22 protein-coding genes are annotated in these 24,908 nt (G+C 71.8%); 13 read left to right on the plus strand and 9 right to left on the minus strand.

The window, feature by feature from the left end; genetic code table 11:
• The first annotated feature begins 1 nt into the window (after nt 1).
• The 4 genes from ACZ3II_RS36105 to ACZ3II_RS36120 all read left to right on the plus strand — a co-directional run bounded on the left by ACZ3II_RS36105 (nt 2) and on the right by ACZ3II_RS36120 (nt 6,617).
• Nucleotides 2–2,308, plus strand: a complete 2,307-nt coding sequence (locus ACZ3II_RS36105; RefSeq protein ID WP_465523866.1) for a hypothetical protein — start codon at nt 2–4, stop codon at nt 2,306–2,308.
• A gap of 74 nt (nt 2,309–2,382) precedes the next feature.
• Complete coding sequence (locus ACZ3II_RS36110) at nt 2,383–3,687, plus strand: sensor histidine kinase (protein ID WP_465523868.1); 1,305 nt, start codon at nt 2,383–2,385, stop codon at nt 3,685–3,687.
• 12 nt (nt 3,688–3,699) lie between these two features.
• Complete coding sequence (locus ACZ3II_RS36115; protein WP_465523870.1) at nt 3,700–4,344, plus strand: LuxR C-terminal-related transcriptional regulator; 645 nt, start codon at nt 3,700–3,702, stop codon at nt 4,342–4,344.
• Nucleotides 4,345–4,415: 71 nt separating this feature from the next.
• Complete coding sequence (locus tag ACZ3II_RS36120; protein WP_465523872.1) at nt 4,416–6,617, plus strand: MMPL family transporter; 2,202 nt, start codon at nt 4,416–4,418, stop codon at nt 6,615–6,617.
• Here ACZ3II_RS36120 and ACZ3II_RS36125 read toward each other — a convergent pair.
• Both ACZ3II_RS36125 and ACZ3II_RS36130 read right to left on the minus strand, forming a co-directional pair.
• On the minus strand, nt 6,601–6,969 hold the full coding sequence (locus tag ACZ3II_RS36125; RefSeq protein WP_465523874.1) for a fluoride efflux transporter FluC: 369 nt from the start codon (nt 6,967–6,969) through the stop codon (nt 6,601–6,603). The genes ACZ3II_RS36120 and ACZ3II_RS36125 overlap by 17 nt on opposite strands.
• Complete coding sequence (locus ACZ3II_RS36130; RefSeq protein WP_465523876.1) at nt 6,966–7,310, minus strand: fluoride efflux transporter FluC; 345 nt, start codon at nt 7,308–7,310, stop codon at nt 6,966–6,968. The genes ACZ3II_RS36125 and ACZ3II_RS36130 overlap by 4 nt, the downstream gene beginning before the upstream one ends.
• A 312-nt stretch (nt 7,311–7,622) precedes the next feature.
• On the opposite strand from ACZ3II_RS36130, the gene ACZ3II_RS36135 reads away from it, so the two are divergent.
• On the plus strand, nt 7,623–8,450 hold the full coding sequence (locus ACZ3II_RS36135; protein WP_465523878.1) for a hypothetical protein: 828 nt from the start codon (nt 7,623–7,625) through the stop codon (nt 8,448–8,450).
• Nucleotides 8,450–10,189, plus strand: a complete 1,740-nt coding sequence (locus ACZ3II_RS36140; RefSeq protein ID WP_465523880.1) for a hypothetical protein — start codon at nt 8,450–8,452, stop codon at nt 10,187–10,189. The genes ACZ3II_RS36135 and ACZ3II_RS36140 overlap by 1 nt, the downstream gene beginning before the upstream one ends.
• 50 nt (nt 10,190–10,239) lie before the next feature.
• Here ACZ3II_RS36140 and pseI read toward each other — a convergent pair whose 3' ends face one another.
• The 4 genes from pseI to ACZ3II_RS36160 are packed head-to-tail and all read right to left on the minus strand — an operon-like array spanning nt 10,240 to nt 15,010.
• Nucleotides 10,240–11,256 (minus strand): pseudaminic acid synthase, encoded by a 1,017-nt coding sequence (pseI, locus tag ACZ3II_RS36145; protein WP_465523882.1) that lies wholly within the window; start codon nt 11,254–11,256, stop codon nt 10,240–10,242.
• Nucleotides 11,253–11,702 carry a GNAT family N-acetyltransferase gene (locus ACZ3II_RS36150; protein WP_465523884.1) on the minus strand — a complete coding sequence of 150 codons (450 nt, stop codon included), beginning with the start codon at nt 11,700–11,702 and terminating at the stop codon, nt 11,253–11,255. The genes pseI and ACZ3II_RS36150 overlap by 4 nt, the downstream gene beginning before the upstream one ends.
• 4 nt (nt 11,703–11,706) lie before the next feature.
• Nucleotides 11,707–12,768, minus strand: a complete 1,062-nt coding sequence (locus tag ACZ3II_RS36155; RefSeq protein WP_465523886.1) for a glycosyltransferase family 2 protein — start codon at nt 12,766–12,768, stop codon at nt 11,707–11,709.
• Between the two features lie 10 nt (nt 12,769–12,778).
• On the minus strand, nt 12,779–15,010 hold the full coding sequence (locus ACZ3II_RS36160; protein WP_465523888.1) for a putative bifunctional diguanylate cyclase/phosphodiesterase: 2,232 nt from the start codon (nt 15,008–15,010) through the stop codon (nt 12,779–12,781).
• Between the two features lie 145 nt (nt 15,011–15,155).
• Between ACZ3II_RS36160 and ACZ3II_RS36165 the strand changes: the two genes are divergently transcribed.
• On the plus strand, nt 15,156–16,625 hold the full coding sequence (locus ACZ3II_RS36165; RefSeq protein WP_465523949.1) for an APC family permease: 1,470 nt from the start codon (nt 15,156–15,158) through the stop codon (nt 16,623–16,625).
• Here ACZ3II_RS36165 and ACZ3II_RS36170 read toward each other — a convergent pair.
• Entirely contained in the window at nt 16,597–17,097 is a 501-nt protein-coding gene (locus ACZ3II_RS36170; RefSeq protein ID WP_465523890.1) for a hypothetical protein, read from the minus strand. The two genes, ACZ3II_RS36165 and ACZ3II_RS36170, sit on opposite strands and share 29 nt — an antisense overlap.
• 152 nt (nt 17,098–17,249) lie before the next feature.
• Between ACZ3II_RS36170 and ACZ3II_RS36175 the strand changes: the two genes are divergently transcribed.
• The 4 genes from ACZ3II_RS36175 to ACZ3II_RS36190 all read left to right on the plus strand — a co-directional run bounded on the left by ACZ3II_RS36175 (nt 17,250) and on the right by ACZ3II_RS36190 (nt 21,621).
• A complete protein-coding gene (locus tag ACZ3II_RS36175; RefSeq protein WP_465523892.1) occupies nt 17,250–18,818 on the plus strand; it encodes an alpha/beta hydrolase in 1,569 nt (522 codons plus the stop codon).
• A 250-nt stretch (nt 18,819–19,068) separates the two neighbouring features.
• Nucleotides 19,069–19,656 (plus strand): TMEM165/GDT1 family protein, encoded by a 588-nt coding sequence (locus ACZ3II_RS36180; protein ID WP_465523894.1) that lies wholly within the window; start codon nt 19,069–19,071, stop codon nt 19,654–19,656.
• 10 nt (nt 19,657–19,666) lie between these two features.
• A complete protein-coding gene (locus tag ACZ3II_RS36185) occupies nt 19,667–20,416 on the plus strand; it encodes a cyclase family protein (RefSeq protein ID WP_465523896.1) in 750 nt (249 codons plus the stop codon).
• Nucleotides 20,413–21,621 carry a tetratricopeptide repeat protein gene (locus tag ACZ3II_RS36190; RefSeq protein WP_465523898.1) on the plus strand — a complete coding sequence of 403 codons (1,209 nt, stop codon included), beginning with the start codon at nt 20,413–20,415 and terminating at the stop codon, nt 21,619–21,621. The genes ACZ3II_RS36185 and ACZ3II_RS36190 overlap by 4 nt, the downstream gene beginning before the upstream one ends.
• A gap of 65 nt (nt 21,622–21,686) precedes the next feature.
• Here ACZ3II_RS36190 and ACZ3II_RS36195 read toward each other — a convergent pair whose 3' ends face one another.
• Nucleotides 21,687–22,166 (minus strand): hypothetical protein, encoded by a 480-nt coding sequence (locus ACZ3II_RS36195; protein ID WP_465523900.1) that lies wholly within the window; start codon nt 22,164–22,166, stop codon nt 21,687–21,689.
• 214 nt (nt 22,167–22,380) lie between these two features.
• Between ACZ3II_RS36195 and ACZ3II_RS36200 the strand changes: the two genes are divergently transcribed.
• Nucleotides 22,381–23,082 (plus strand): tetratricopeptide repeat protein, encoded by a 702-nt coding sequence (locus ACZ3II_RS36200; RefSeq protein ID WP_465523902.1) that lies wholly within the window; start codon nt 22,381–22,383, stop codon nt 23,080–23,082.
• 66 nt (nt 23,083–23,148) lie between these two features.
• Nucleotides 23,149–23,844, plus strand: coding sequence for a LamG-like jellyroll fold domain-containing protein (locus tag ACZ3II_RS36205; RefSeq protein WP_465523904.1), 696 nt, complete (start codon nt 23,149–23,151; stop codon nt 23,842–23,844).
• On the opposite strand, the gene ACZ3II_RS36210 is transcribed toward ACZ3II_RS36205, so the two are convergent.
• Nucleotides 23,834–24,880 carry a glycoside hydrolase family 18 protein gene (locus ACZ3II_RS36210; protein ID WP_465523906.1) on the minus strand — a complete coding sequence of 349 codons (1,047 nt, stop codon included), beginning with the start codon at nt 24,878–24,880 and terminating at the stop codon, nt 23,834–23,836. The genes ACZ3II_RS36205 and ACZ3II_RS36210 overlap by 11 nt on opposite strands.
• Nucleotides 24,881–24,908: the final 28 nt, after the last annotated feature.

Consider the following 24,908-nt stretch of genomic DNA (forward strand, 5'->3'; position numbering starts at 1 on the left):
AGTGCTGAGCGAGCCTGAGGCGGCGCCGGCGCCGAAGGCTCAGCGGCCGGTCGCCGGTGTTCTGCTGCGGCTGCTGCCGTGGCTCTTCCCGGCCGCCGTCGCGTTCGGCGTCCTGCACGCGTTCGAGACTCCGGACCGGCAGATCGCCCTGTACGCGGTCTACTTCCTGCTCGCCGTCGTGATCCCCGGAACCCTGGTGTTCCGCGGTCTGTACGGCAGCCGCGGCAACTGGCCGGAGGATCTGGGCCTGGGCGCCGCCACCGGCCTGGTCGTCCTGCTGATCGGCTGGGCGCTGGCCGCGGCCACCGGGCTGCAGGCCTGGTTGCCGCTCTGGCCGGCGCTGATCGGCGTGCTGTTCCTGGCGGTGCCGCGCCTGCGCCGGCACTGGCTGATCAGCGAGCCGGCCCCGCTGCCGGTGGCCTGGTCCTGGGCCGTCGCGGCGGTGCTGGTCATGGTGGCGCTGTGGGGCATCACGGCGTTCGAGGGCACCGAGCTGCCGCCGGACACCACGGTGATCTACCAGGACCTCTACTACCACCTGGCGCTCGTGCACGAGATGACGCGCACCATGCCGTTCGAGGTGCCGCAGGTCGCCGGCGACGCGCTGCGCTACCACTTCCTCTCCGACGCCGACATGGCCGCGGCCAGCATGATCACCGGGATCCCGGCGGCGACCGTGCTGCTGCGCCTGTGGGTGCTGCCGATCGCGGCCGTCGCGGTCGTGGTCTTCGCCGCGCTCGGCCGGTCCGCCGCCGGGCGCTGGTGGGCGGGCGCGCTGGCCGCCGCCCTCGGTTTCGTCGGGTACGCCCTGACGCTGGGCGGACCGATCACCCCGATGCTGGGCGGCGTCCCGCTCACCTTCCTGAGCCCCTCGCAGGTCTACGCGCTGCCGCTGATCGGCCTGTTCACCCTGTTCGCGACGGAGGCCCTGCGCGGCCGGCCGTTGCGCGGCGCCTGGGCGCTGCTGCCGTTGCTGGCGCTGGCCTGTGCCGGCGCCAAGTCCAGTGTGCTGCCGCCGCTGGCCGCCGGTGTCGGCCTGGCCGGGGTGGTGCTGCTGTGGCGCCGCCGCCGGATCCCGTGGGCCGCGGTGGGCCTGCTCGGCGCCATCGTGTTCGGGATCCTGCTCGGCTTCCGGCTGTTCGCCGGGGGCGGCGCGGGCACGCTCGTCATTCAGCCGTTGCAGGCGCTGCACTGGATGGCGCCGTACGCGCAGACCCTCGGCGTCGACGAGACCACGGCCGAGCAGGGCTTCCTGGTCCCGGGCCTGGCCGGGGCGGACGGCGCGGGCTGGGCGTTCGTCGTCTGGTTGCTGGTCTGGTGGGCGCTGATGCAGGCGCCGCGCCTGGCCGGCCTGGTGGTGTGGCCGCGGCGCCGGGAGGAGACGGGCGACCGGGTCGACCCGGTGCGCTGGCTGTTCGGCGGGATCGTGGTGGCCGGCGCGGGCGGGCTGTGGGCGTTCGCGCACCCGTCGCTCAGCCAGGCCTACTTCTACACCGGCGTGCTGCCGATGGCCGCGGTGCTGACCGCCTGGACGTTCGCCGACCGGACCCGCAACTGGCTGGTCCCGGTGCTCGGCGGGGTGGCCGGCGCGGCCTGGCAGCTGCTGGCGCCCGAGGTGAAGGCGCCGGTCGAGGCGTCCGTCGCCGACTGGGCCTGGGCGCTGGCCGTGCCGGTGCTGACCACCGCCGCGGTGGTCGCGGTGGCGGCGATCATCGGGGTGGCGATCTGGCGCAAGCGGGCGCTGCGGGCGCTGCCGGTTCTGCTGCTGGCCGCGATCGTCGGCGGCGGCCTGGCCAACGGGGCCTTCCAGACCGTCAAGCGGATCACCGACGAGCCACCGAAGCCGTCGTCGGCCAGCCCGTCGGCGGTCACGGCGCAGGAGATGCGTGCCGCGCTCTGGCTGGAGGAGAACGCCGGCGAGGAGGACCTGGTCGCCACCAACGTGCACTGCACGCCGATCAAGTTCCGGGAGAACTGCAACGCCCGGGCGTTCTGGGTGGCCGGGCTCGGTGGCCGGCGGACCCTGATCGAGAGCTGGGGTTACGCCGATCAGTCGGTGGCCGCGAACGGGAAGAACGGTCTGTACTACGCCAACCAGCCGGCGCCGTACCCCGAGGTGTTCGCGCTGAACCAGCGGGTGTTCGCGACCGGCGCGGCGGCGGACGTCGCGGCGCTGCGCGACCGGTACGGCGTCCGCTGGCTCTTCGCCGACAGCCGTGCCGGAGCCGTCTCGCCGGCCCTGGCCCGGGTCGCCGACGTGCGGCACACCCAGGGCACGGTCACCATCTACGAGGTACGGCCCGCCTAGTCGGGTTATCCCTACCTTCGGGTGGGCGGCTCACGGGATCGCGTGGGTGGGCGCGGGTGCATAGCGTTTGGGGCATGACGACCACACACGCCGATGCGGCGCCCACCCGGAGCCTGGTCGGCCGGTACTTCCGCCAGCTCGGCATCGACACGCAGTACGTGCTGATCGGGTTCCCGATCGGCATGGTGACTCTCGTGGTCGCTCTCACCGGGTTCGCGCTCGGCCTCGGCCTCGCGGTCCTCTGGGTGGGGTTGCCGATCCTGGTCGGCACACTGGTGCTGTCCCGTGGTTTTGCGGTGACCGAGCGGGCCCGGATCGGCCCGGTGATCGGCCGGCCGATGCCGCACCCGCACTACAAGCGGGTTCGTGGTGAAGGGCTGCACCGGCGCCTCCTCGGCCCGCTCTCGGACGGGCAGGGCTGGCTGGACCTGCTCCACGCGATCTTCCGGTTCATCCCGAACACGCTGGGCTTCTGTTTCGTCGTCACCTGGTGGGCGGTGGCGATCGCCGGTCTCACCATCCCGCTGTGGGACTGGGCGCTGCCGCACACGGAGAACAACTACGAGCTGCACGAGCTGCTCGGCTTCCAGGACACGATGAGCACCCGGATCCTGTTCAACTTCAGCATCGGCGTGTTCTTCGCCGGCACGCTGTACTGGGTGGTCCGCGGCGCCGCTCTGATGGAGGCGTACTTCGCCAAGGGCCTGCTGGTCAGCGTCGCGGAGCTGCGTGAGCAGATCGCCGTGGCCGAGGAGGCCCGGGACGTGGCGCAGCGGCAGAAGGCAGCGGCGGTCTCGGCCGAGGCGGTCGCGCTGCGCAAACTGGAGCGGGACATCCACGACGGCCCGCAGCAGCGGCTGGTGCGGCTGGCGATGGACCTGGGCCGGGCCGAGCAGCAGTTCACCGCCGACCCGGACCGCGCCCGGGCGATCGTGGCCGAGGCGCTCACCCAGACCCGGGAGACGCTGGACGAGCTGCGCGCCCTGTCCCGCGGCATCGCCCCGCCGATCCTGGTGGACCGGGGGCTGCGGGCGGCGCTGACCGCGCTGGCCGGCCGGTGCACCATCCCGGTCGATCTGGAGGCGCCGCCGATGGACCGGCTGGAGCCCGGCGTCGAGTCGACTGCCTACTTCGTGGTGGCGGAGGCGCTGACCAATGTGGCGAAGCACAGTTACGCCAACGAGGTGCACGTCAAGATCGAGCGGATCGCCGCGGTCCTGTTCGTGACGGTCCGCGACGACGGTGTGGGTGGCGCCAGCCTGGCGAAGGGACACGGTCTGGCCGGTCTGAACGATCGGGTCGAGGCCGCCGGGGGAGTGCTCGAGCTGGAGAGCGCCGAGGGCAGGGGAACACAGCTCACGGCGGCGCTGCCGATCTGACACGATGGCCGCATGCGGGTGGTGATCGCCGATGATGCGGTGCTGTTGCGAGAGGGCCTGATCCGGCTCGTCGAGGAGAACGGGCACACCGTCGTCTCGGCGGTCGGGGACGGCCCGTCCCTGGTGGAATCGATCAAGGAACATCGTCCGGACGTCTCCATCGTGGACGTCCGGATGCCGCCGTCCCACACCGACGAGGGCCTGCGGGCCGCCGTCGAGGCTCGTGCCGCGGTGCCGGGCAGCCCGATCCTGGTGCTGTCGCAGTACGTCGAGGTCTCGTACGCCGACGATCTTCTCGCTGACCGCCGTGGGGCGGTCGGCTATCTGCTCAAGGACCGGGTCTCGGTGGTCGCCGAGTTCCTCGACGGGTTGCGCCGGGTCGCCGAGGGCGGCACCGTGCTGGATCCCGAGGTGGTCGCCCAGCTGCTGGTCCGGCGCCGGCGTGACGATCCGCTGCGCAGCCTGACCCCGCGGGAGCGTCAGGTGCTGACCCTGATGGCCGAGGGCATGTCGAACACCGCGATCGCGCGCAAGATGGTGGTCACCGACGGCGCTGTGGAGAAGCACGTCCGCAACATCTTCACCAAGCTGAACCTGCACCAGGACGAGGAGCAGCACCGGCGGGTGCTGGCGGTGCTGGCCTACCTGCAGGCGTAGGGCTAGCCCTACCCCGGAGACGGGTGTCTCCCAGATCGTCCGGCCACTTCGGAATCCATAGCGTCTTTCCCATGGAGAACAGGGAAAACGTCAAGGGGATCGCGGCCCGTGTCGCGATCTGGAGCGCCCGCCATCGGGCGCTCGCGATCCTCGGATGGATCGCCTTCGTGATAGCGACGGTGGTCCTCAGCGGCCAGATCGGCACCCGTGAGGCGGACCAGGGGACGGCGGGCCACGGCGACTCCGGTGACGCGGACCGGATCGTGGCGGCTGCCGGGTTCCCGGAGCAGCCGGCCGGCGAGATGGTGCTGATCCAGAACCGGTCGAGCGCCGACCGGACGGCGGCGACCGCCGAGGTCACCCGGGTGCTCGGCACGGTGGCCGGGGTCACCGGCCTCCAGGAGCCGATCCAGTCGCCGGACGGCAGGTCCACGCTGATCAGCTTCAGCATCGCCGGTGACCCGGAGACGTCCGGGGAGCGGGTCGCTCCCGCGCTGGACGCGGTGGCCCGGGTGCAGGCGGCCCACCCCGGCCTCTACATCGCCGAGGCCGGCGGCGCGAGCGCGAACAAGCTGCAGACCGAGAAGCTGGAGGACGGGCTGACCCGGCTCGGGATGCTGTCCATCCCGGTGACGCTGGGCATCCTGCTGGTGGCCTTCGGCGCGGTGGTCGCGTCGTTCCTCCCGGTGCTCCTGGCGATCATGTCGGTGGTCGCCGCGATCGGCCTGATGGCTGCGGCCAGCCGGTTCGCTCCCGTGGTCGACGAGACCACCCACGTCATGCTGCTGATCGGCCTGGCCGTCGGCGTCGACTACTGCCTCTTCTACATCCGGCGGGAACGCGACGAGCGCCGGGCGGGGGCCGATCCGCACCGGGCGCTGATGATCGCCGCGCAGACCTCCGGCCGGTCGATCTGGATCTCCGGGCTGACCGTCATCGTGGCGATGGCCGGTATGTTCCTCACCCGGGACGTGGTGTTCGTCAGTTTCGCCGCCGGCACCATCCTGGTGGTGGCCACTGCCGTGCTCGGCTCGCTGACCGTGCTGCCGGCCGTGCTCTCGGCGCTGGGTGACCGGGTCGACGCCGTCAAGATCCCCGGGCTGTACCGGCGGAACTCCGGCGGCCGGGCCTGGAACGCGCTGCTCACCGTCGTACTCGCCAAGCCGTTGATCTCCGCGATGGTCGCCGTCGCCGCGCTCGGCGCCATCGCCTATCCCGCGCTGGACCTGAAGACCCGGGGTCAGAGCGTCCAGGACATCGCGCCGAGCGATCCGGTGGTGCGGGCCTTCGTCGCCATCGGCGAGGCCTTCCCGGCCGAGAGCAGCCCGGCGCAGGTCGTGGTCCGGGACGACGCGGTGCGGACCGCCGAGTTCCAGCAGGCGCTGGCCGCCTTCACGACGGCGGTGCGCCAGAGCGGTGGCAAGCTGGCCGAGCCGGTGGACGTCGAGGTCAACCCGGCGGGGAACGTCGCGGTGGTCTCGGTCGCCCTGGCCGGCAAGGAGAGCGACAGCGTGGCGATCGACGCGCTGACGCTGCTGCGCGAGGAGGTCGTGCCGGGCACCTTCGGCCGGATCGGCGGGGCGACCGCGCTGGTCACCGGCTCGACCGCGGAGGGCGTCGACTACAACGAGCAGCTGGCGAAGACCATGCCGATGGTGTTCGCGTTCGTCCTCGGGCTGGCGTTCCTGCTGCTGCTGGTGTCGTTCCGGTCGGTCGTGGTGGCGGTCACCGGCCTGCTGCTGAACCTGCTGTCGGTCGCCGCCTGCTACGGCATGCTGGTCTTCGTCTTCCAGTACGGCAACTTCGAGGAGCAACTGGACTTCGTCTCCGGCGGCGGCATCACCAACTGGATCCCGATGTTCCTCTTCGTGATCCTGTTCGGGTTGTCGATGGACTACCACGTCTTCGTGGTCAGCCGGATCCGTGAGGGCCACGACCGCGGCCTGCCGACCCGCGACGCGGTACGCGAGGGCATCGGCAAGACCGCCGGTGTGATCACCAGCGCTGCCGTGGTGATGGTCGCGGTGTTCGCCCTGTTCGCCACGCTGCCACTGACCGCCACCAAGGAGCTGGGCATCGGCCTGGCCGCGGCGGTCCTGCTGGACGCCACGATCATCCGGGCGGTGCTGCTGCCGTCGGTGATGGCGCTGCTCGGCCGGGCGAACTGGTGGCTGCCGAAGTGGCTGGGCTGGCTGCCGGAGATCGCGCACGAGCCGCCGGCGCCGGCCGGGCCGGTCCGGGCCGGGGAGCGGGAACTCACCCCGGTGAACTGAGTGAGTGGGCCAGGGCGCCGCCGATCACGGCGGCGCCCAGTCCGGCCGTGATGCTGAGCAGCGCGTACCCCGCGGCGGCGGCCCGCTCCCGCCGCCGCGTCATGGTGAGGATCTCCCAGCTGAACGTCGAGTACGTGGTGAGCGCCCCGCAGAACCCGGTGCCGAGCAGCGCGACCAGCCCGGGGGAGAGCGGCAGTCCGAGCAGCAGGCCGAGCAGGAACGAGCCGCTCACGTTGACCGCCAGGGTGCCCCACGGGAACGCCGCCCCGAACCGGGCTCGCATCGCCTGGTCGGTGAGGTAGCGCAGCGGCGCCCCGGCCGCCGCGCCGAGCGCGACCAGCAGGGCGGTCACCGAGCCACCAGGCTGCCGGCCAGGACCGCGAGAACCGCGCCGGCCAGGGTCGCGGCCAGATAGATCAGCCCGGCCTGGGAGACCTCGGCGATCGCGGTGGAGAAGGTGGTGTAGCCGCCGAGCACCCCGGTGCCGAGGAGGAGACGGGGCAGGCGGCGTTCCACCCGGGTGTTGAGGACCCCGATGAGGAAGCAGCCGGAGACGTTGACCGCCCAGGTGGACCACGGGAAGCCGGCGGGTGGGTGCGGGAAGGCGGTGGCGATGCCGAACCGGGCCAGGGCGCCGATCATGCCGCCCGCCGAGACGGCGGCCAGCGCGGCGCGGTCCACGTCGAGAGCCATGGTCACCGACGGTAGACCACCGGGCGGCCGGGGGGACGTGGCGGCGTCCGCCCCGACCGGTTCCGGGAGCTCCTGCTGGGGAGCGTTCCTCCGGTCCACTGTAGATCAAGATCTTGACAACCTCGATGGCGGCCCCGGAGCGCCGTCACGACGGTGGTATCACTGTGACGTACGGATTTTCCCGGCCGTGGCGCCGGTAAGCTATGGCGACAAATCGACATAATGATCACAAAATAGGCGCACAATCACAGGGTTCGCTTATGTAGGGCTGATACCGTGCGGCTCCGCACGCGCGGACGGAGCGGGAAGAGAATGCACCACGCCAATCATCATTACGGGCACGCCCACATCCTGGCCCGGTACTGCCGCATCGCCGAGCCGATGCACCCACCACGGATCATGGGTTACCTGCAGCACGGCTGGAACATCGGGGACGGGCTGGCGCCCGGGACGCCGTACGTGTCCGGTTCCCGGCTGCTGGTCTGGTCCGAGGAGACCCGTCGCCGTTCCTGGTCCCAGGGCCGGCGCAACGCGGTCGTGGTCGGCGCGCCCTTCTCCTACCTGGTGGAGATGACACCGGACGACGGTGCGCCCGCCGAGGGCACCATCTTCTACCCCTTCCACGGCTGGGAGGGGCAGCAGGTCCACGGCGACCACCAGCGCCTCATCGACGAGGTGAAAGCGACCGAGACCGGCCCGATCACCGCCTGTCTGTACTGGAACGAGTACCGGATGCGGGCGGTGCGCACGCTCTACGAGAAGGCCGGGTTCCGGGTGATCTGCCACGGCTACCGGGGCTTCTGGTGGCGCGACCACCACCGGGACTTCCTGGTCAACCAGCTCGCCGAGCTGCGCCGCCACAAGCGGGTGATCTCCAATCGGCTGTGCAGCGCCATCTGGTACGGCGCCCTCGCCGGCCGGGAGGTCGCGGTCTACGGCGACCCGATGGTCCTCGACAACGCCGACATGACGTTCGGCGGCGAGCCGCGCCTGCACCGCCAGTGGCCGGAGGTCTACGGCCAGGAGACCGATTACGACGCCTGCCACCAGCTTGCCCGGGTCCAACTGGGCGCCGACGAACTGGCCGGTCCCGACGAGCTGCGCAAGCTCCTGGGCTGGCCCAAGGAAGGGTACGTGTGATGCCGGACCGTCCGGACATGGCCGCGGCGCTCGCCGCCCCGCCGCTGACCAACCTGACCCGGTTCGGCGGCGAGATGTTCAACTGGAGCGACCGGCGTGCCCGGCAGAACGCGCTGCTCACCCATCTGATCGTCGAGCTGGGCGGCCCGGGCCGGACCGTTCTGGTCGCCGGCCCGCACCCGGACGAGGTGGTCGCCGCGCTGACCGCCGGCGGGGCCGAGGTCACCTGGCTGCTGCGCTCGCTCGCGGACGCCGAGCAGGCCGCCCGGACCCACCCCACCATCTCGGTGCTGGCCGGCGCGTTCGGCAAGGTGGACCTGACGACCGGGTTCGACCTGGTGGTGGCGGCCGACGGCATCCAGCGCCTGAACTCGGCCGAGGGCGACCAGCTGTCGGCCGGCGAGCTGCTGGACCGGCTGGCGCAGGCGGTCCGGCCGGACGGCGCGCTGGTCCTGATGCACGACAACCAGCTCGGGGCGCACCACACGGTCCGTCTCGAGCCGGGCCGCCGGCAGCGCGACGACGCCGCGTGGTACCCGTCCGATGAACAGGCCTCCGACAACCCGGCCGCCCGGGGGCAGCTCACCGCCCGGCTGACCGAGGCCGGCCTGGCGGTGGACGTGGCGTACGCGGCGTTCCCGGAACCGTCCGCCCCCGCTGTGCTGATCGGCGGCGACACCCTCGGTGACGTCGCCTCGCCGCTGCGGCCCTGGTTGCAGTCGGTGCTCGAGCAGGCCTACACCTCCGCTTTCCGTAACCGCCCGGTGCTCAGCGACCCGCGCCGGCTGGTCGGGCGGGCTCTGCGGGCCGGTGCGGAGGACACCGTCGCCGGCGGCTGGCTGGTGATCGCGCGGGCACCCGGTGACGCCCCGGCGGCCCGGACCCCGTGGCACGACGTGCTGGTCGGGGACGTGCAGGGCGCCTTCACCTACACGGTGACCGCCGACGGCCCGAAGGTCCTGGTGCCGCACGACGGCCCGGTGGAGCGGGAGGGGCTGCGCCGGCTGGACGCCCCGGTCGCCCCGTTCACCGGCGGTTACCTGCTGGAGCAGCGGCTTCTGGAGCTGTGCGCGGCCGCTGACGTGCGGCGGTTGCGGCAGGAGATCGCGCAGTACGAGTCCTGGCTGTCCACCCACGCCACGGACGGCCTGGTCGACGGCCCGATCGCGCTGGCCGACCTGTCCGGTGTCGCGGTCACCCCGGCCGGGCCGACCGTGCTGGCCGCACGCTGGGAGCCGGTCGAGGCCGTCGGAGTGGAGATCGCGCTGGTCCGGGCGCTGTGGCAGTTCGCGGTCCGGCTGATCACCTGGGCCCGCCCGCACCCGTGGCCGATCACCGCGAGCGCCGCCGACCTGGCCGCGATCCTGGTCGGCATGGCCGGCCGCAGCCTCGCCGACGAGGAACTGCGCTCCGCCATCGACCTGCAGGTCGCGCTGGACGGCGCCGAGTTCGGCCTGAGCCAGCCCGAACGGCAGGCGCACCGGCTGGCGCTGCTCGCCGTGCAGCCGGGCACCGCCCCGGTCGACGTCGCGGGGTACGACGATCTCACCGAGGCGCTGTGGCGGCAGCGTTACCAGGCCAGTCACCTGCTGGCGATGATGGAGTGGACCGAGCAGATCATCCGGTCCCGGGACTCGGCGCTCAGCAAGATGGATTTCGAGCTGCAACTGCTGCGCCGCAGCTGGAGCGGCCGGGGCCTGATGCTGGCGAAGAAGGCGTACAAGAAGGTCCGGAAGTAAAGCGAAGAGGCGGCGGGCCCTGAGCCCGCCGCCTCCTCGTCATCCACAGATCAGATGATGTCCCAGGTCAGCGGCGTGCCCTTGGCCGCGTCTTCCTTGAAGGTACGCCCCAGCACTGTCCCGATCTGGTCCGGCTCGAGACCACCGGTCGGGCGGATCGAGCGCACGTTCTCCGCGGTGACCGGGTCGCCGGCCTTCACGTCGGTGACGACGTAGAGCGAGCGCCGGAACCGCAGGCTCTCCTTCTCCGCCTCGTTCGGCCCGATCTCGGTGGTGCCGAGCGCCTGCCAGGCCCGCTCCGACTCGACGACCAGCGCCTTCAGCTCGTTCTGGTCGAGCGAGAACGCCGAGTCCACGCCGCCGTCGGCCCGGTCCAGGGTGAAGTGCTTCTCGATCAGGACGGCGCCGAGCGCGACCGCGGCGATCGGCACGCCGATGCCCATGGTGTGGTCGCTCAGGCCGATCGGCAGGCGCAGCGCCTCGGCCAGCACCGGGATGCGGCGCAGGTTGGTCGCCTCCGGCGGTGCGGGGTACGACGCGGTGCAGCTGAGCACGGTGATGTCGGTCGCGCCGGCGCCCTGGGCGGCCTCGACCGCGGCGGTGATCTCGCGCAGCGTGGCCATGCCGGTGGAGATGATGATCGGCTTGCCGGTGGAGGCGGCGAGGCGGACCAGCGGCAGGTCGGTGACCTCCGAGGACGCGATCTTGTACATCGGGGCGTCCAGGCTTTCCAGCAGGTCGACCGCGGTCCGGTCGAACGGGCTGGAGAACGGGGTGATGCCCCGCTCGCGGGCGCGCTCGAAGATCGGCTTGTGCCAGTCCCACGGGGTGTGCGCCCGCTCGAAGAGCTGGTAGAGGTACTCGCCGCCCCACAGGTCGTGACCGGCGGAGAGCTGGAAGCGCGGGTGCTTGACGTCCACGGTCATGGTGTCCGCGGTGTACGTCTGGATCTTGATGGCGTCCGCGCCGGCGTCGGCCGCGGCGTCCACCAGCTGCAGGGCGCGCTCCAGGGAACCGTTGTGGTTGCCCGACATCTCCGCGACGATGTACGGCTTCTTGCTGCTCATTTGCTTCTCTCCGTCCAGACGACCGTCTTCGGGACTCCGTCGATCAGTCGTTCATATCTGCGCGTCTCGCGGAACCCGAATCGCCGGTGCAACGCGAGAACCTGCTTGTTCTCGGCGAGCGTCTCGCCGCCGAGGGTCTCCAGGCCGAGGGTGCCGAACGCGTACTCGACGGCCTCTTTCTCCAGCCGCATCCACGCGGGCAGGAGACGCTGGCCGAGCCCCTCGACGTCGAGGTAGAACGACCAGGTGTTGCCGTTGAAGATCACCACCCCGGCGGGGACGCCGTCCTCCTCGTAGATCAGGACGTCGCCACTTCTCTTGGCCCACCAAGCGGCGTGCTCGGAGGGGTGAATTTCGTGAGTGGTCAGGCTGACGGCACGCACCGACTGGTGGTTACGCCAGGGAAGTACCAGGTCACGGTCGGTGTCGCGGGCGGGTCGAAGCACGTCGTCAAGGTAGGGACGTGGTCTGGACCGTTTGCGACGTGGACACGACTCCCGGGTTAACGGAAGGTGTCCGTTGCATGGATCGGCGGCGCAGGCCGGCGACCCGGTAACCGGCTCGCAGCGCCGCGTACATGCTGTAGTTGCCGGCCGCGACGAGACGGATCTTCAGGCCCGCCGCGCCGCCCGGCGCCTGGTAACCGGCCGGTTGGTGGCGCCGGTACAGCTGCACGATGCGGTGGAAGAAGGCCCGCCGGTGCACCGGCAGCACCCGGGTGTCGTTGCCGGCGACGACCATCAGATGGTTCATCGTCAAGGTGAACATCCGGTGTCGCACCGAGTCCGGCACGTCGCGGGCGGCGAGCCACTCGTGCAGCCGGTCATATTGCTCGAAGGCCTCGAAATGCCGCTCGCTGCGGGTCGCGGTGATCGCCCCGGCCCGGCCGATCCGATAGTGGTAGCAGACCCGGTTCAGCACCGCGATGCTCGTCGCGGCGATCAGCACCGGCTTGGTGAAGGGCACGTCCTCATACCACCCCGGGGGGAACTCCAGGCCGCTCTCGGCGAGCAGGGATCGGCGGACGATCCGGTTCCACGCGGTGTGCTGCAGACCGAGCAGATTCTCCAGGGTGTGCGGACCGGCCAGCACCGGCGAGCTGGCGTCGACCTCGGTGCGGCCGTCGTCGAACACCCGGAGATGGTCGATGAGCAGCACGTCGGCGGTGGTCTCCCGCAGCCGCTCCAGCACGGCGTGGGTCGACCCCTCGGGCAGCACGTCGTCGCTGTCGACGAACCAGACGAACTCGCCGGTGGCCTCGGCCAGGCCCGCGTTGCGCGCCAGGCCGAGACCCACGTTCGCGGTCAGGTGGAGCACCCGGAGGTTGCCGTGCCGGGCGGCATAGGCGTCCAGCATCTCGCCGCACGAGTCGGGCGACGCGTCGTCGACGGCGACGACCTCGACCCGCGCGTTCTCCTCCGGGGTCAGGCCGGCACGGATCGAGTCCAGGCACTCGTAGAGGTATCGCTCGACTCCGTAGACGGGCACCACGACGGAGAGCTGAACGGTCATGCGCGCAACCTTAGCTCTTGCGGAACAGCAACTCCTGCATCGCGTCGGTGGTCAGCGGCTCGGCGAAGTAGTAGCCCTGACCCAGCTCACAGTTGCCGTCGGCGAGCTCGCTGAGCTGCCCCGCGTCCTCGATCCCCTCGGCCACCGTGGACAGCTGCAGCGCCTGGCCGAGCTGGATGATGCCGAGGGTCAGCGACGCGGCGGCCGGCACGTCGCCGATGTCGTCGACGAACGACTTGTCGATCTTGATGATGTCGACCGGGAACCGCCGCAGGTAGGCGAGCGACGAGTAACCGGTGCCGAAGTCGTCGATGGCCAGCCGTACCCCCAGAGCCTTGATCGCTCCCAGCCGGTCCAGCGTCTCCTGCCGGTGATCGACCAGCAGCGACTCGGTTAGCTCGATCACCAGGCAGCGGGCCGGCAGGCCGCTCTCGGCCAGCGCCGAGCCGACCACGTCCGGCAGGTCGGGGCGTTCCAGCTGCACCGCGGAGAGGTTCACGCTCACCGTGAGCGGGGCCTCCGGGCCGCGCTGGTCGTTCCACCGGGCGGCCTGCCGGCACGCCTCGCGCAGCACCCACTCGCCGATCGGGACGATCATCCCGGTCTCCTCGGCCAGCGGGATGAAGTCCAGCGGCGGGATCATCCCGCGCTCCGGATGCTGCCACCGGACCAGCGCCTCCAGGCCGGAGATCTCGCCGGTGGCCAGCCGCACGATCGGCTGGAACCGCAGCTGGAACTCGTGCCGCAGCACGGCCCGGCGCAGGTCGGCCTCCATCTCCAGGTGCCGCTGGAAGGACTCGCGCATCGACGGCTCGAAGACCGCGAACTGGTCCTTGCCCTTCTTCTTGGCCTCGAACATCGCCAGGTCGGCGCGGACCAGCAGTTCCTGGGCGTCGTGCCGGCCGGCCTCGCCGAAGGCGACACCGATGCTGCACGTCACGAACGTCTCCCTGCCGTCCAGGTCGAACGGCTCGCGCATCGCGGTCACGATCCGCTGGGCCACCGGCGCCGCGGTCTCCGCCGAACCGGCCTCCGGCAGCAGCACGGCGAACTCGTCGCCGCCCAGCCGGGCCGCGGTGTCGTCGGTACGCAGGCACTCCCGCAGCCGGTCGGCGACCGCGGCCAGCAGCCGGTCACCCGAGGCGTGGCCGAGCGCGTCGTTGATCACCTTGAACCGGTCCAGGCCGATCAGCAGGGTGGCGACGCCCCCGGCGCGGGCCGTGCCGAGCGCGTGCTCCATCCGGGTGACGAAGAGCGCGCGGCTGGCCAGGCCGGTCAGCGCGTCGTGGAACGACGCGTTCATCTCGCGCAGCGCCCGCGCGTCGGTGACGGCCAGGCTGGCGTGCTCGGCGAAGGCCAGCAGCATCTCCCGGGAGGACTCGTCCCAGGCCCGTGGCTCGCGGTGCGACCCGACGAACATGGCGCCGACCACCACGCCGTTCTCGTGCACCGGTACGGCCATCACGCTCTTGATCCGGTGCTCGTGCGCCAGCTCCGGCACCGCCATCGGCGAGCTGGCGTAGTCGTCCACGGCCACCAGCTCGTCACCCATGATCGCCAGACCGGCGACACCGAGGGCGGCGATCGGCATCCGCTGCATCCGCTCCAGCGCCTCGGGCGGGATGCCGAACGTCGCGACCAGGCTCATCCGGCCCGGGTCGTCGTTCTCCAGCACGGTGAGCCCGGCGATGTCGACCTCCAGCAGGTCCCCCGCGCCGGCGGTGACCTGGTCCAGGATCAGGCGCAGCGGCTCGCGCCGGGCGATCGACCGCTGGACAGTGCTGAGGTGGTCGAAGAGCCGCTGCCGGCGCTGCATCGAGTCGAGCAGCCGGCGTTCCGTCTCCACCAGCTGCAGCGCCTGCAGGCTCAGTTCCAGGACCCGGGCCATGCCGCGGAGCAGGCAGACCTCCTCGTCGGTGAATTCCCGAGAGGTACGGCCGATCACCAGCATGCCGGAGGAGGAGCCGCCCAGCGGCGCGACCGCGAGCAGGTACTCGACGCCGCCGCCGGTGCGGAGCGTGGCGGGGTGGCCGACGAGGTAGCCGGCGGTCAGTGCGTACGCCGGGATCTCGTCGTCGGGAAGCCCGACGGCGGCGGCCACGCCACCGTCGACCGCGAGCACCGCGAGATCGGCGTCGAGCGCGCGGAGAGCGCACTCGACGGCGGCGTGCTGGGCCGCGGCCTCGTCCGGCCGGTCGGCAACCACGGCGAGGAACTCGGTCAATTGCTGGGTGGCGAGCACATGGTTGCAGTCGGCTACCGGGACCCGCAGTTGAGGGAAACGCGCAAGCCGTTCGGGGTTCGTGCCAACCTGGTCACGAACGGTCAGCCTGTCGATACGTACGGTTGTCAAAGTCGGTCGGCTGCGACTGAATGGATCCGTGGAGATGTTGGCGTCGGGTCGCGTCGGCGCCGCCTCCATCGCCTTTCTCGGCCTGGCCGCGGCCGCTCCCATCGTCACCCTCGTCACCGTGGTCCCGGACGCCCTCGCCGGTGGCGCCGGCCCCCTGGTGCCCTGGACGTGCGCCGCCGCCGGCCTGATCCTGCTGCTCTGCGGCGCCGGCCAGGCCGCGATGATCCGCCGGCTGCCCGGGGCCGGCGCCGCGTACGCGCAGGTGACGCTGGGCCTCGGCCGTCCCGCCGGCCTGGCCGCCGCCTGGCTCGCGATCGCCGGCTACCAGACGATCCAGTTCGGTCTCTACGCGCTGGCCGGCCTGGCCGCGGCCCCGCTGCTGAGCAGCTTCCTCGGGCTGGCCGCGCCGTGGTGGGCGGTGGCGGCGGCCTGCTGGGCGGTCGTCGCGATCTGCGGAACCATGCGGATCGAGGTCGCCGCCGGGGTGCTCGGGCTGCTCGCGGTGGCCCAGGCGGCCGTGCTCGCCGGGATCGGGGCGGCCGGGGTGCTGCAGCCGTTCGGCGGCCGGGTGACCGGGCACTCCATCCTGGTCGCCGGCTGGCCGGTGCTCGACCGGTCCGCCCTCGGCCTGCTGCTGGTGGTCGCGGTGCTGGCCTTCGCCGGGTTCGAGTCCACCGCCGCGTACGCCGAGGAGGGTTTCCAGCCACGCCGTAGCGCCGTCTTCGGCGGGTACGGGGCGGTGCTGCTGATCGCCCTGCTGCTGGGCGGCTTCTCGTGGACGATGATCGTCGCCGCCGGGCCGGACCGGGCCGCCACGGTCGCCGAGACCCGCGGCGCCGAGCTGTTGTTCGACCTGGCCGCCGGGCGGCTCGCACCGTGGGCCGTCACGCTCGGCCGGTTCGTGCTGCTCGCCGGGGTGCTGGCCGGGATCCTGGCGCTGCACCAGGTGATCGCCCGCTACCTGTTCGCCCTCGGCCGGGACCGGGCGCTGCCCGGAGTACTGGGGACCGTCCGGCAGCGGACCGCCGCGCCGCGCGCCGCCTCGGTGACCCAGTCGCTGATCGCGGGGGCGGCGCTGACCGGCGCCTGTCTGGCTGGCGCCGTTCCCGGGCCGCGGACCGCGCGCTGGCTGATCGTCGGCGGCGCGCTGAGCCTGCTGGTGATGTCGCTGCTCGCGGTGCTGGCCGCGCTGCTGCACCTGAACCGGGTGCCCGGCCCGGAAGGCTTCTGGGGGCGGTTCCTCGCGCCCGCCCTGTCCCTGGTGTCCCTGGGAACGGTGGCGTTCCTGGCGTTCGGCGACCTGCCCGCGCTACTGGGTATGCCGGCCGGATTCGCCCTGGTCACTGCGATCCCCGGCGGTCTTTTCGGGTGCGTGCTGCTGGGAGTGGGCCATGCCCTGGTGGTGCGCCGCCCGAAGCCGCCGGCCCCGTCCATCCCGCGGCAGCGCGACCCCGGCGCGCACCGCCCGGAGCGGATCACCCAAAGAAGTCCTGGACCTGGGTGAGGGTCAGATAGCCCTGCGGCTCCAGCTCGCGCGGGATCGACGGCAGGCTCTTGGCCGTCACCGGGACCTCGCCGGCGTCCTCCGGCGGCGCGGTCGGCGCCGGGGTCGGCGGCAGCGCGGGCAGCGCCATCGCCTCCCGGATCACCTCGAACATGGTCCGGACCTCGGTGGACGCCAGCCGGGCCAGCTCGTCGCGGCCGGTGCCGGCCGGCGGCAGCGCGCAGGTGAAGTTGGCCCGCAACTGGTCGTCGACCCGGCGGATGTCGGCACTGGGCCGCAGGTGGTCGAGCCGGCCCTCGGTGACGATGCCGAGCTCGCAGCCGCGGCAGCCGGATCCGCGCCACCACTGCTGCCAGCGTGGATCCGCGTCGAGCCGGTGCACGGCGTGCTGCAGCGCCCGCAGGTAGAACCGGGGCTGCTGGCCATCCCGAGTTGCCGTCCCCAGCCGCGGGTGGACCCAGAACTCGTCCATGGTTCGCAATGGTCGCAAATCAGACCAGGTGCTGGTGCGGAATTCGGGGCGGCACGTCCGAGTGGATAGCTATGGTCGGAAAAACCACCTTTTGAGGGGGTAACCCGGCGTGGAAGAGTGATAGGTGACGAGCGGCCCCACAGCATGTGGGCATGAGAAGAATCTGGGCGGCCGCCGCCGCGGTAGCGCTCGCCGCGGTCGGCGCCACGGTCACCGGGGCGAGGGCCGGGACGGTGCGCGTCGGACCGGCGCCGATCGCATGGAGCGCCTGCACCGACAGCACCCTGAAATCGCACGGCGCCGAATGCGGATATCTCTCCGTCCCGCTCGACTACGCGAAGCCCCAGGGCCGCAAGATCGAGATCGCCGTCGCGCGGGTCAAGGCGACCGTTCCGGCCGCCGACCGGCAGGGCGTCATGCTGGTCAACCCGGGCGGTCCGGGCGGCTCCGGGCGCGGCCTCGCGGCGCTCGGGCGGCTCGTGCCGAAGCAGGGCGGGGCGGCGTACGACTGGATCGGCTTCGACCCGCGCGGTGTGGGCGCGAGCCGGCCCAAGCTCACCTGTGACAGCAGGTACGCGGGGTACAACCGGCCGGCGTACGTCCCGGTCAACCGGGAGACCGAGAAGGCGTGGCACGCGCGGACCACGGCGTACGCGGCCGCCTGCGCCAAGTCCGGCGGCGCCCTGCTGGACCACATGCGCACCGAGGACACCGTCCGGGACATCGACAGCCTGCGCCAGGCGCTCGGCGCCGAGAAGATCAGCTTCTACGGGTTCTCCTACGGCACCTACCTCGGGCAGGTCTACGCCACCCGGCACCCGGAGCGGGTGCACCGGATGGTCCTGGACGGCGTGGTCGACCCGCGCCGCGTGTGGTACCGGGCCAACCTCGACCAGGACCTCGCGTTCGACAAGACGATCAAGGTGTACTTCGCCTGGATCGCCAAGTACGACGCGGTCTACCACCTGGGCCGGACCGCCGCCGCCGTGGAGAAGCTCTACTACCGGCAGCTCGCCGCGCTGACCAAGAAGCCGGCCGGCGAGATCGGCCCGGCCGAGCTGACCGACGTCTTCCTGCAGCCCGGCTACTACATCTTCGGCTGGGAGGAGACCGCGCGGGCCTTCGCCGCCTGGGTGCAGCGCAAGGACGCGACCGGGCTCAAGCGCCTCTACGACGAGAACCACCCGCAGAGCGCGGGCTCCGACAACGGGTACGCCGTCTACCTGGCCGTCCAGTGCACCGACGCGCCGTGGCCGGCCGACTGGCGCAAATGGGCCCGGGACAACTGGCGGATGCACAAGAAGGCGCCGTTCGAGACCTGGGGCAACGCCTGGTACAACGCGCCCTGCCGGCACTGGGCCGCCGACGCCGGCCGGCCGGTCGAGGTGGACGGCAGCAAGGCCCCGCCGATCCTGCTGATCAGCGAGACGCTGGACGCGGCCACGCCGTACTCCGGCGCCCTGGAGGCCCGTCGCCGCTTCCCCCGCTCGGTCCTGCTCGAAGGGCTCGACGGCACCACCCACGCCGGCTCGCTGTTCGGCAACGGCTGCGTGGACAACACCATCGCCGACTACCTGCTGACCGGCGCGCTGCCCGGCCGGGTCAAGGCGGACCGCTCGGACAAGCAGTGCGAGCCGATCGCCAAGCCGACCCCGCTGCCGGCCGGCAAGAAGGCGAACCCGCTCGCCGAAAGGCTGCGGCTGCAGCGCGGCATCCACTGACCGAACGCACGAGGGGCCCGGTGGCGTATGCCACCGGGCCTTTTCGCTGGTGCTGGGCTAAGCTCGTTCCCGCGAAGGGGAGTAGCTCCCAATGTCGCGGTCGACATACTGATCCTGGATCTCCGGGGTCCGGCCGTGCGGCCTCGGGCAACCGGGGCGAGCGAGACCTTCGACCAGGCTGTATTCGATTGCGGCCGGGTCGAGGTCGCCCTGCGCCCGAACGCCCGGTCGAGTGTCACCGGGAGTTCTCGTGGAACAGTTCCTCGCCGCGCTGGGCATCAGCTTCGCGGTCATCTTCGTCGCCGAACTCGGCGACAAATCCCAGCTGATGGCGATGACGTTCGCCACCCGCTTCAAGACCCTGCCGGTGCTGATCGGCATCACCGTCGCCACCGCCGTCGTGCACCTGATCTCCGTCGGCATCGGCGTCGGCCTCGGCGCCGCCATCCCGACCGGCTGGATCTCCCTGATCGCCGGTATCGCCTTCCTCGGTTTCGGCGCCTGGACCCTACGCGGCGACAAACTCACCGACGAGGAGAAAGGCAAGGCCGAACGCTCCACCGGCTCGGCGATCCTGGCCGTCGGCGGCGCGTTCTTCCTGGCCGAACTCGGCGACAAGACCATGCTGGCGACCATCACCCTGGCCACCCAGCACGGCTGGTTCGGCACCTGGATCGGCTCCACCATCGGCATGGTCGCCGCCGACGCGCTCGCCATCCTGGTCGGTCGATACCTCGGGCGTCATCTACCCGAAAAGGTCATCAAGTACGGAGCCGCCGCACTCTTCGCTATCTTCGGCATCTGGTTGATCACCGAAGGCGTGATCGAACTGCGATAGAGGAGCCGCCGTGCTGGAGTACCGGGCCGAGTTCGACGCCGAAGTAGCCCTCGACGGCGGGGGCGAACTGCGGGCGCGAGGCTTCCGGTTGCTCATCCCGCACGCCGACGTCACCGAGGTTGAGATCGCCGACCTGCTGGCCGCCGCGCTCGCCCCGCAGCGGGTCGAATGGGCCAAGGTCAGCGACATCCGGATCATCGCCGAACCACACCCGCCGGCCGGCGACCGGCCGGCCGAGCGGGTCCGGTACGTCGACCTCAGCCAGCTCGCCACGAACGGGCTGGACCGCCGGCGCGGCACGACGTTGACCACCCCGTTCGATGCGGCGGCGGTCCCCCTGGAACGTTTCGCCGGTCTGCCCGCGGTGGTGGTGCGCTCGGTCGGCGGGGACCCCGGCATGACCGCCGATCTGTTCGCCGACGTGGCCGTGACCGGCCGGGCCGTCCTGCTGCACACCGGCGGCGACCGGCGCTGGGGAACCGCGTCCTACCGGACGGAAAGCCCCCGCCTGACTCCTGACGGCGCCGAGTTCCTGGCGGCCGGGGGAGCCGCGCTGATCGGCGTCGACGCGGAATGGGACCTCTCCGTCTTCGGGGTGCTGGCCGAGGCGGGCATCCCGGTCGTGTGGAACCTGACCAACCTGCGCGAACTGCCGCCGATCGGCGCCCGCTTCACCGCGTCGCCGGTCCGGGAACACAACTGGGGCGCCCAGCAGGTCCGTGCCTACGCCACCGTGCCCGCCGACGAAGAGGGAGCATGACGGAGAACCTGGACCTGGCCCGGATCCAGCTCGGCCGCGGCGAACCCGCCGCGGCCGCCGGGCTCCTCGCCCCCATCCTCGCCGCCGAACCCGACCACGTTCCCGCGCTCGTCCTGATGACCCACGCCCAGCTCGCCCTGAAGAAACCGGACCTCGCCGACGAACTGGCCCGGCGCGCCGTCGAACACGCCCCGGAATGGCCGGAGGCGCTCGGCGCGCTCAGCCGGGTGCACACCGAACTGGGCCGGCACGACGAGGCGATCGCCACGGCCAGGGCGGCGGCGGAACGTCAGCCGGAGAACCCGTACCGGCACAATCGCCTGGCCTGGGCCCTGCTGGAAGACGGAAGACATCCGGTGGAGGCCGAGCACGCCGCCCGTGAGGCGATCCGGCTGGACCCGCAGGAAGCCGACTTCCGGATCACCTACGCCATGGTGATGAAGCAGCTGAACCTCCTGGAACGGGCCGGTCAGGCACTCCGCGACGCGCTCGCCCTGGAGCCGGACAACGCGGTCGCCCGGCACGAACTGGCCGTCCTCGACGTGGCCGGGCACAGCCCGTTCGCCCTGGGCCGGCTGGCCCGCGCGGTGTCCGGGCTGGCCGGCGCGCTGCGGGCCGACCCGCGCCAGGAGGCCAGCCGCTTCCTGCTCGACGTGGCGTTGCGGCAGTTCCTGGTCTACACGTCGATCATCCTGGTGCTGCTGGCCTACCTGGGCTGGCGGTTCGCCGAGACGTCGCCCGGCACCGCCCGGCTGCTGGCGGCCGCGGCGGCGCTGGCCCCGGCCGCCTACGCCGGCTACTTCCTGAACCGTCTCGACCCGGCGCTCCGCGCCTACCTGCGGGATCTGCTCGCCCACGGCCGCCAGCGGATCGCCGTGCTGGCCGCCGGCCTCGCCGGGATCCTGCTGCTGGTCTCGCTCGCCGCGCCTGCCGCCTGGCTGCCGGCGCTGCTCGGCACCGCCACCCTCGCCGGTTTCGCGGTACGCCTGCTCACCGCCCCGCTCGACGAACCCGGCGACCCCGCCCGCGTCCTGCCCAACCACTCACTGCTCCTGATCGCCGGCGTCTGCGCCGCCGTTGCCGTCGGCTCCTGGACCACCGACACCCTGCCGGCGGCCTGGCGTCTTCCCGCGGCCGCCGCCGCTACCGCGATCGCCGCGGCCTGCCTGGCAGTCATCGCCCGCCGCCGCTCCCGCTCCTCCTGACCCCCGGCTGGTGCTGGTGGCCGTCTCAGCGCCGCTGAGACAGCCACCAGCACCAGCCGCGGGTCTCAACGGCGCCGGGCCAGTTCCGCGGCGACCAGCGCGACGGTCTCCTCCGGGCGCAGCAGCACGTCGTCGGCGGTCAGGCGTAGCACGGTCCAACCGGCGGACTGCACACCGCCGTCGATCAGGAGGAGCCTCAGCCGGCTCTCCATCGGCGACTCGGCCCGGCCGTCCGCGAGCCGGCTCATCCGGCGCCCGAGATCGAAGGCGGTGCGTTCGGCGGTGCTGACCGGCAGCCCGTCGACGGAACCGACGTCGCCCATGCCGATGACGGTGTGATGCACCGAAATCCGCTCGTGCCGGAACATCCATCCGGTGCGGGGCGCGATCACTGACACCGGCGTGTCGTGGCGTACCAGCGCGACGCCCAGCAGATGGGCCGCGCTGAGCCCGCCGATCGCGGCATCCGGCGGGAGGATCAGGCTGACCGCCTCGCACCAGGTGCGATGGGTGAGCGGGGCGGGAACACGGGCACGGATCGGCATCCGCCAAGAGTCATCGGCGTCGCCGCCCGCCGGGAGGCCCTGTGGATGACGGGCTGGTTCTCTTGGCTGTCTCGGGTGCGTTGCGACAGCCAAGAGAACCAGCCGGAGAAGACGGTGACCCTCGCATAAGCCGTACGAGGAAAGGTCTTAAGAATTTGGGGTTGTCTGCCGATGGGGGCTTCGTGATCCCCAACGGTGTTTCCGGAGCGGGCCGATGACGGCACTGAGCGAGACCGAAGCCTCCGCGGTGGCCTTCGCGGATCCGAACGATCTCGGGGTGGCACGTGCCGCCGCCCTGTTCGAGCACCTGCAGCCGGAGAAGGCCGCCGAGCTGCTCGCGCCGGTGCTGGTGAACCGGCCGGAGTCGGCGCCCGGGTGGATTCTGATGGCGCGGATTCGGTTGGCGCTGGATCAGGTCGAGCCGGCGTTGGAGGCGGCGAACCGGGCGGTCGATCTGGCGCCGGAGGATCCGCGGCCGCTGGCCATCGCGAGCCGGGCGCTGACTCTGCTGGGGCGGCACGAGGAGGCGATGACCATGGCGTACCGGGCGGTCGTGGTGGAGCCGAAGAATCCGCTGTGGCACGACCGGGTGGCGTGGGCGCTGCTGGCCGCGGACCGGCAGCTGGGGGACGCCGAGCAGGCCGCGCGGACGGCGGTGGGGCTGGATCCGAACGAGGCACACTACTACTTCACGCACGGGGTGGCGCTGGCCGCGCTGGGGCACGTGGATCAGGCCCGGCAGGCGCTGATGACGTCGTTGCGGCTGGAGCCGGAGAATCCGGTCGCCCAGCATCGGCTGGACGTGCTGAACGGTACGGCGGTGGCCGCTGTGACGGAGAAGAAGAAGCGTGGCTGGAAGCTGTTCGCGCGCAAGGGGGACGGCAAGCCGGTACGGCCGGAGGAGTACCGCCCCTGAGCCGTCAGCACGACACAATACCGCACAAGTAATAATTCGGTCATGCGATGGTGTTTGTCGGCTCTGATGCAAATAAGCGTTCTGATGGGCGCCGCCCCGGTGCACGCGAGCGACCCGGTGCCGGTCACCGAGATGACCGCGCACTACGGATTCAACGGGCGGTCCAGCAGCATCGTCGACGAGTCGGGCAACGGGCACACGCTGCGCGTCATCGCGGTGCAGGGCGGCCAGGTCCGGCCGGTCGCGCACGGTCCGGGCACCGCGATCGCCTTCCCGGCCAAGTGCACCCAGCGGGTCTGCCCGCACGTGGTGCTGCAGAGCGGCGACTCCGCCGACCTCAACCCGGGCACCCGTGACCTGGCGTTCGGCGCCGACGTGCTGCTCGCCCCGGGCCAGACCAGCCAGGGCCAGAACGTGGTGCAGAAGGGCTACTCCACCACCGGTAGCCAGTACAAACTTCAGATCGACGGGGCCGCCGGGCATCCCAGCTGCGTGCTCGTGGGCGTACGCCGCCCCACCATCCGGGTCGCCCGCAGCTCGGTGACCGCCGCCGACGGCCGCTGGCACCGGCTGCGCTGCCAGCGGACCGGGACGCTGCTCGAGGTCTACGTCGACGACGTGGCCCGCGGGCGGACCACCGTGCCGGCCGGCCTGTCGATCGCCAACGGGCTGCCGCTGAGCATCGGGGCGAAGGGCGCCTACCGCGACAACGACCAGTTCAACGGGGTGCTCGACAACGTGTGGGTACGGATCAGCCGCTGAGGGCCGTCAGCAGCGCCGCGTCCGGGCTGTCCCCGGACAGTTCCCAGGCGAACACCCCGGCCAGACCGCGGTCCCGGGCGAACGTCACCTTCCCCGCGATGGTCGCCGGGGTGTCGTAGGACCACCACTGCGCGCCGCATTGCGCGTACGCCGTCCCGCCGATCGTCCCGGTCGGCGGGCAGCGCTCGGCGAGCACCCGGTAGTCCTCCATGCCGTGCTCGGCCCCGGTCCAGCCGCGCCCGTAGAAACCCACTCCGAGCAGCAGCTTCGCGGCCGGCACACCCAGGTCGAGCAGGGCGGTCACGGTCGCCTGAGCGGTTGCGGTCTCCCTCGGGATTCCGGGGTACGGGGTGAGCGCCGAATGCGGAGCCTCCGCCGGGCCCGCCGTCCCGAAGTAGTCGTACGTCATCGCCGCCAGCCAGTCCGCGTGCCGCGCCGCCCCCGCGTAGTCCGCCGCCGCGAGTTTGCCGAGGTCCGCCGGGATCGCCGCGGTGACCAGCCGAGCCGGCCCGAGTTCGGCCCGCAGCGCCGTGAGCAGCCCGGTCAGCGCGTCGGGGCCGCTTTCGTCGCAGACCTTGCCGCAGGCGTTCGGATACTCCCAGTCGATGTCGATGCCGTCGAACAGCCCGGCCCATCGTGGATCGTCGAGCAGTCTCCGGCAGGACGACGCGAACCTGGCGGGGTCCTGCGCGGCCTGGGTGAATCCGGCGGAGCCGTTCCAGCCGCCGAACGACCAGAGGACCTTGAGCTTCGGGTGCTGGGCTTTCAGCGTACGCAGATGCCCGAAATTTCCGGACGAGTCCTTCTGATGCGCCGCCCACGCGTCGGTGACCGCGCACTTCCCGCCGTCCACCTTGCCGAACGCGTAGTTGACGTGGGTCAGCTTGGACGCGTCCACGTCCCGGTAGCCCCGGTCGTACGCCGCCCACTCGGTCAGATAACCCACCACCAGGAGCTTCCGTTTCTCCCGCGGCGGCGGCGCGGAACACCCGGACAGAAGCAGGACCAGGACGGATAACACCCACGGCAAGCGCACCGGCTCGAAGCTATCCGCTCCAGTGCCG

This window comes from Actinoplanes sp. NPDC019969 (assembly GCF_055562375.1).

Bases quoted from the DNA above. Each gene is read 5' to 3' on its own strand.
- ACZ3II_RS36135 (WP_465523878.1), top strand. From the start codon at position 7,623: ATGCACCACGCCAATCATCATTACGGGCACGCCCACATCCTGGCCCGG.
- ACZ3II_RS36200 (WP_465523902.1), top strand. From the start codon at position 22,381: ATGACGGCACTGAGCGAGACCGAAGCCTCCGCGGTGGCCTTCGCGGAT.
- ACZ3II_RS36170 (WP_465523890.1), bottom strand. From the start codon at position 17,097: ATGGACGAGTTCTGGGTCCACCCGCGGCTGGGGACGGCAACTCGGGAT.
- ACZ3II_RS36115 (WP_465523870.1), top strand. From the start codon at position 3,700: ATGCGGGTGGTGATCGCCGATGATGCGGTGCTGTTGCGAGAGGGCCTG.
- ACZ3II_RS36120 (WP_465523872.1), top strand. From the start codon at position 4,416: ATGGAGAACAGGGAAAACGTCAAGGGGATCGCGGCCCGTGTCGCGATC.
- ACZ3II_RS36155 (WP_465523886.1), bottom strand. From the start codon at position 12,768: ATGACCGTTCAGCTCTCCGTCGTGGTGCCCGTCTACGGAGTCGAGCGA.
- pseI (WP_465523882.1), bottom strand. From the start codon at position 11,256: ATGAGCAGCAAGAAGCCGTACATCGTCGCGGAGATGTCGGGCAACCAC.
- ACZ3II_RS36190 (WP_465523898.1), top strand. From the start codon at position 20,413: ATGACGGAGAACCTGGACCTGGCCCGGATCCAGCTCGGCCGCGGCGAA.
- ACZ3II_RS36205 (WP_465523904.1), top strand. From the start codon at position 23,149: ATGCAAATAAGCGTTCTGATGGGCGCCGCCCCGGTGCACGCGAGCGAC.
- ACZ3II_RS36175 (WP_465523892.1), top strand. From the start codon at position 17,250: ATGAGAAGAATCTGGGCGGCCGCCGCCGCGGTAGCGCTCGCCGCGGTC.
- ACZ3II_RS36195 (WP_465523900.1), bottom strand. From the start codon at position 22,166: ATGCCGATCCGTGCCCGTGTTCCCGCCCCGCTCACCCATCGCACCTGG.
- ACZ3II_RS36110 (WP_465523868.1), top strand. From the start codon at position 2,383: ATGACGACCACACACGCCGATGCGGCGCCCACCCGGAGCCTGGTCGGC.
- ACZ3II_RS36130 (WP_465523876.1), bottom strand. From the start codon at position 7,310: ATGGCTCTCGACGTGGACCGCGCCGCGCTGGCCGCCGTCTCGGCGGGC.
- ACZ3II_RS36165 (WP_465523949.1), top strand. From the start codon at position 15,156: ATGTTGGCGTCGGGTCGCGTCGGCGCCGCCTCCATCGCCTTTCTCGGC.
- ACZ3II_RS36140 (WP_465523880.1), top strand. From the start codon at position 8,450: ATGCCGGACCGTCCGGACATGGCCGCGGCGCTCGCCGCCCCGCCGCTG.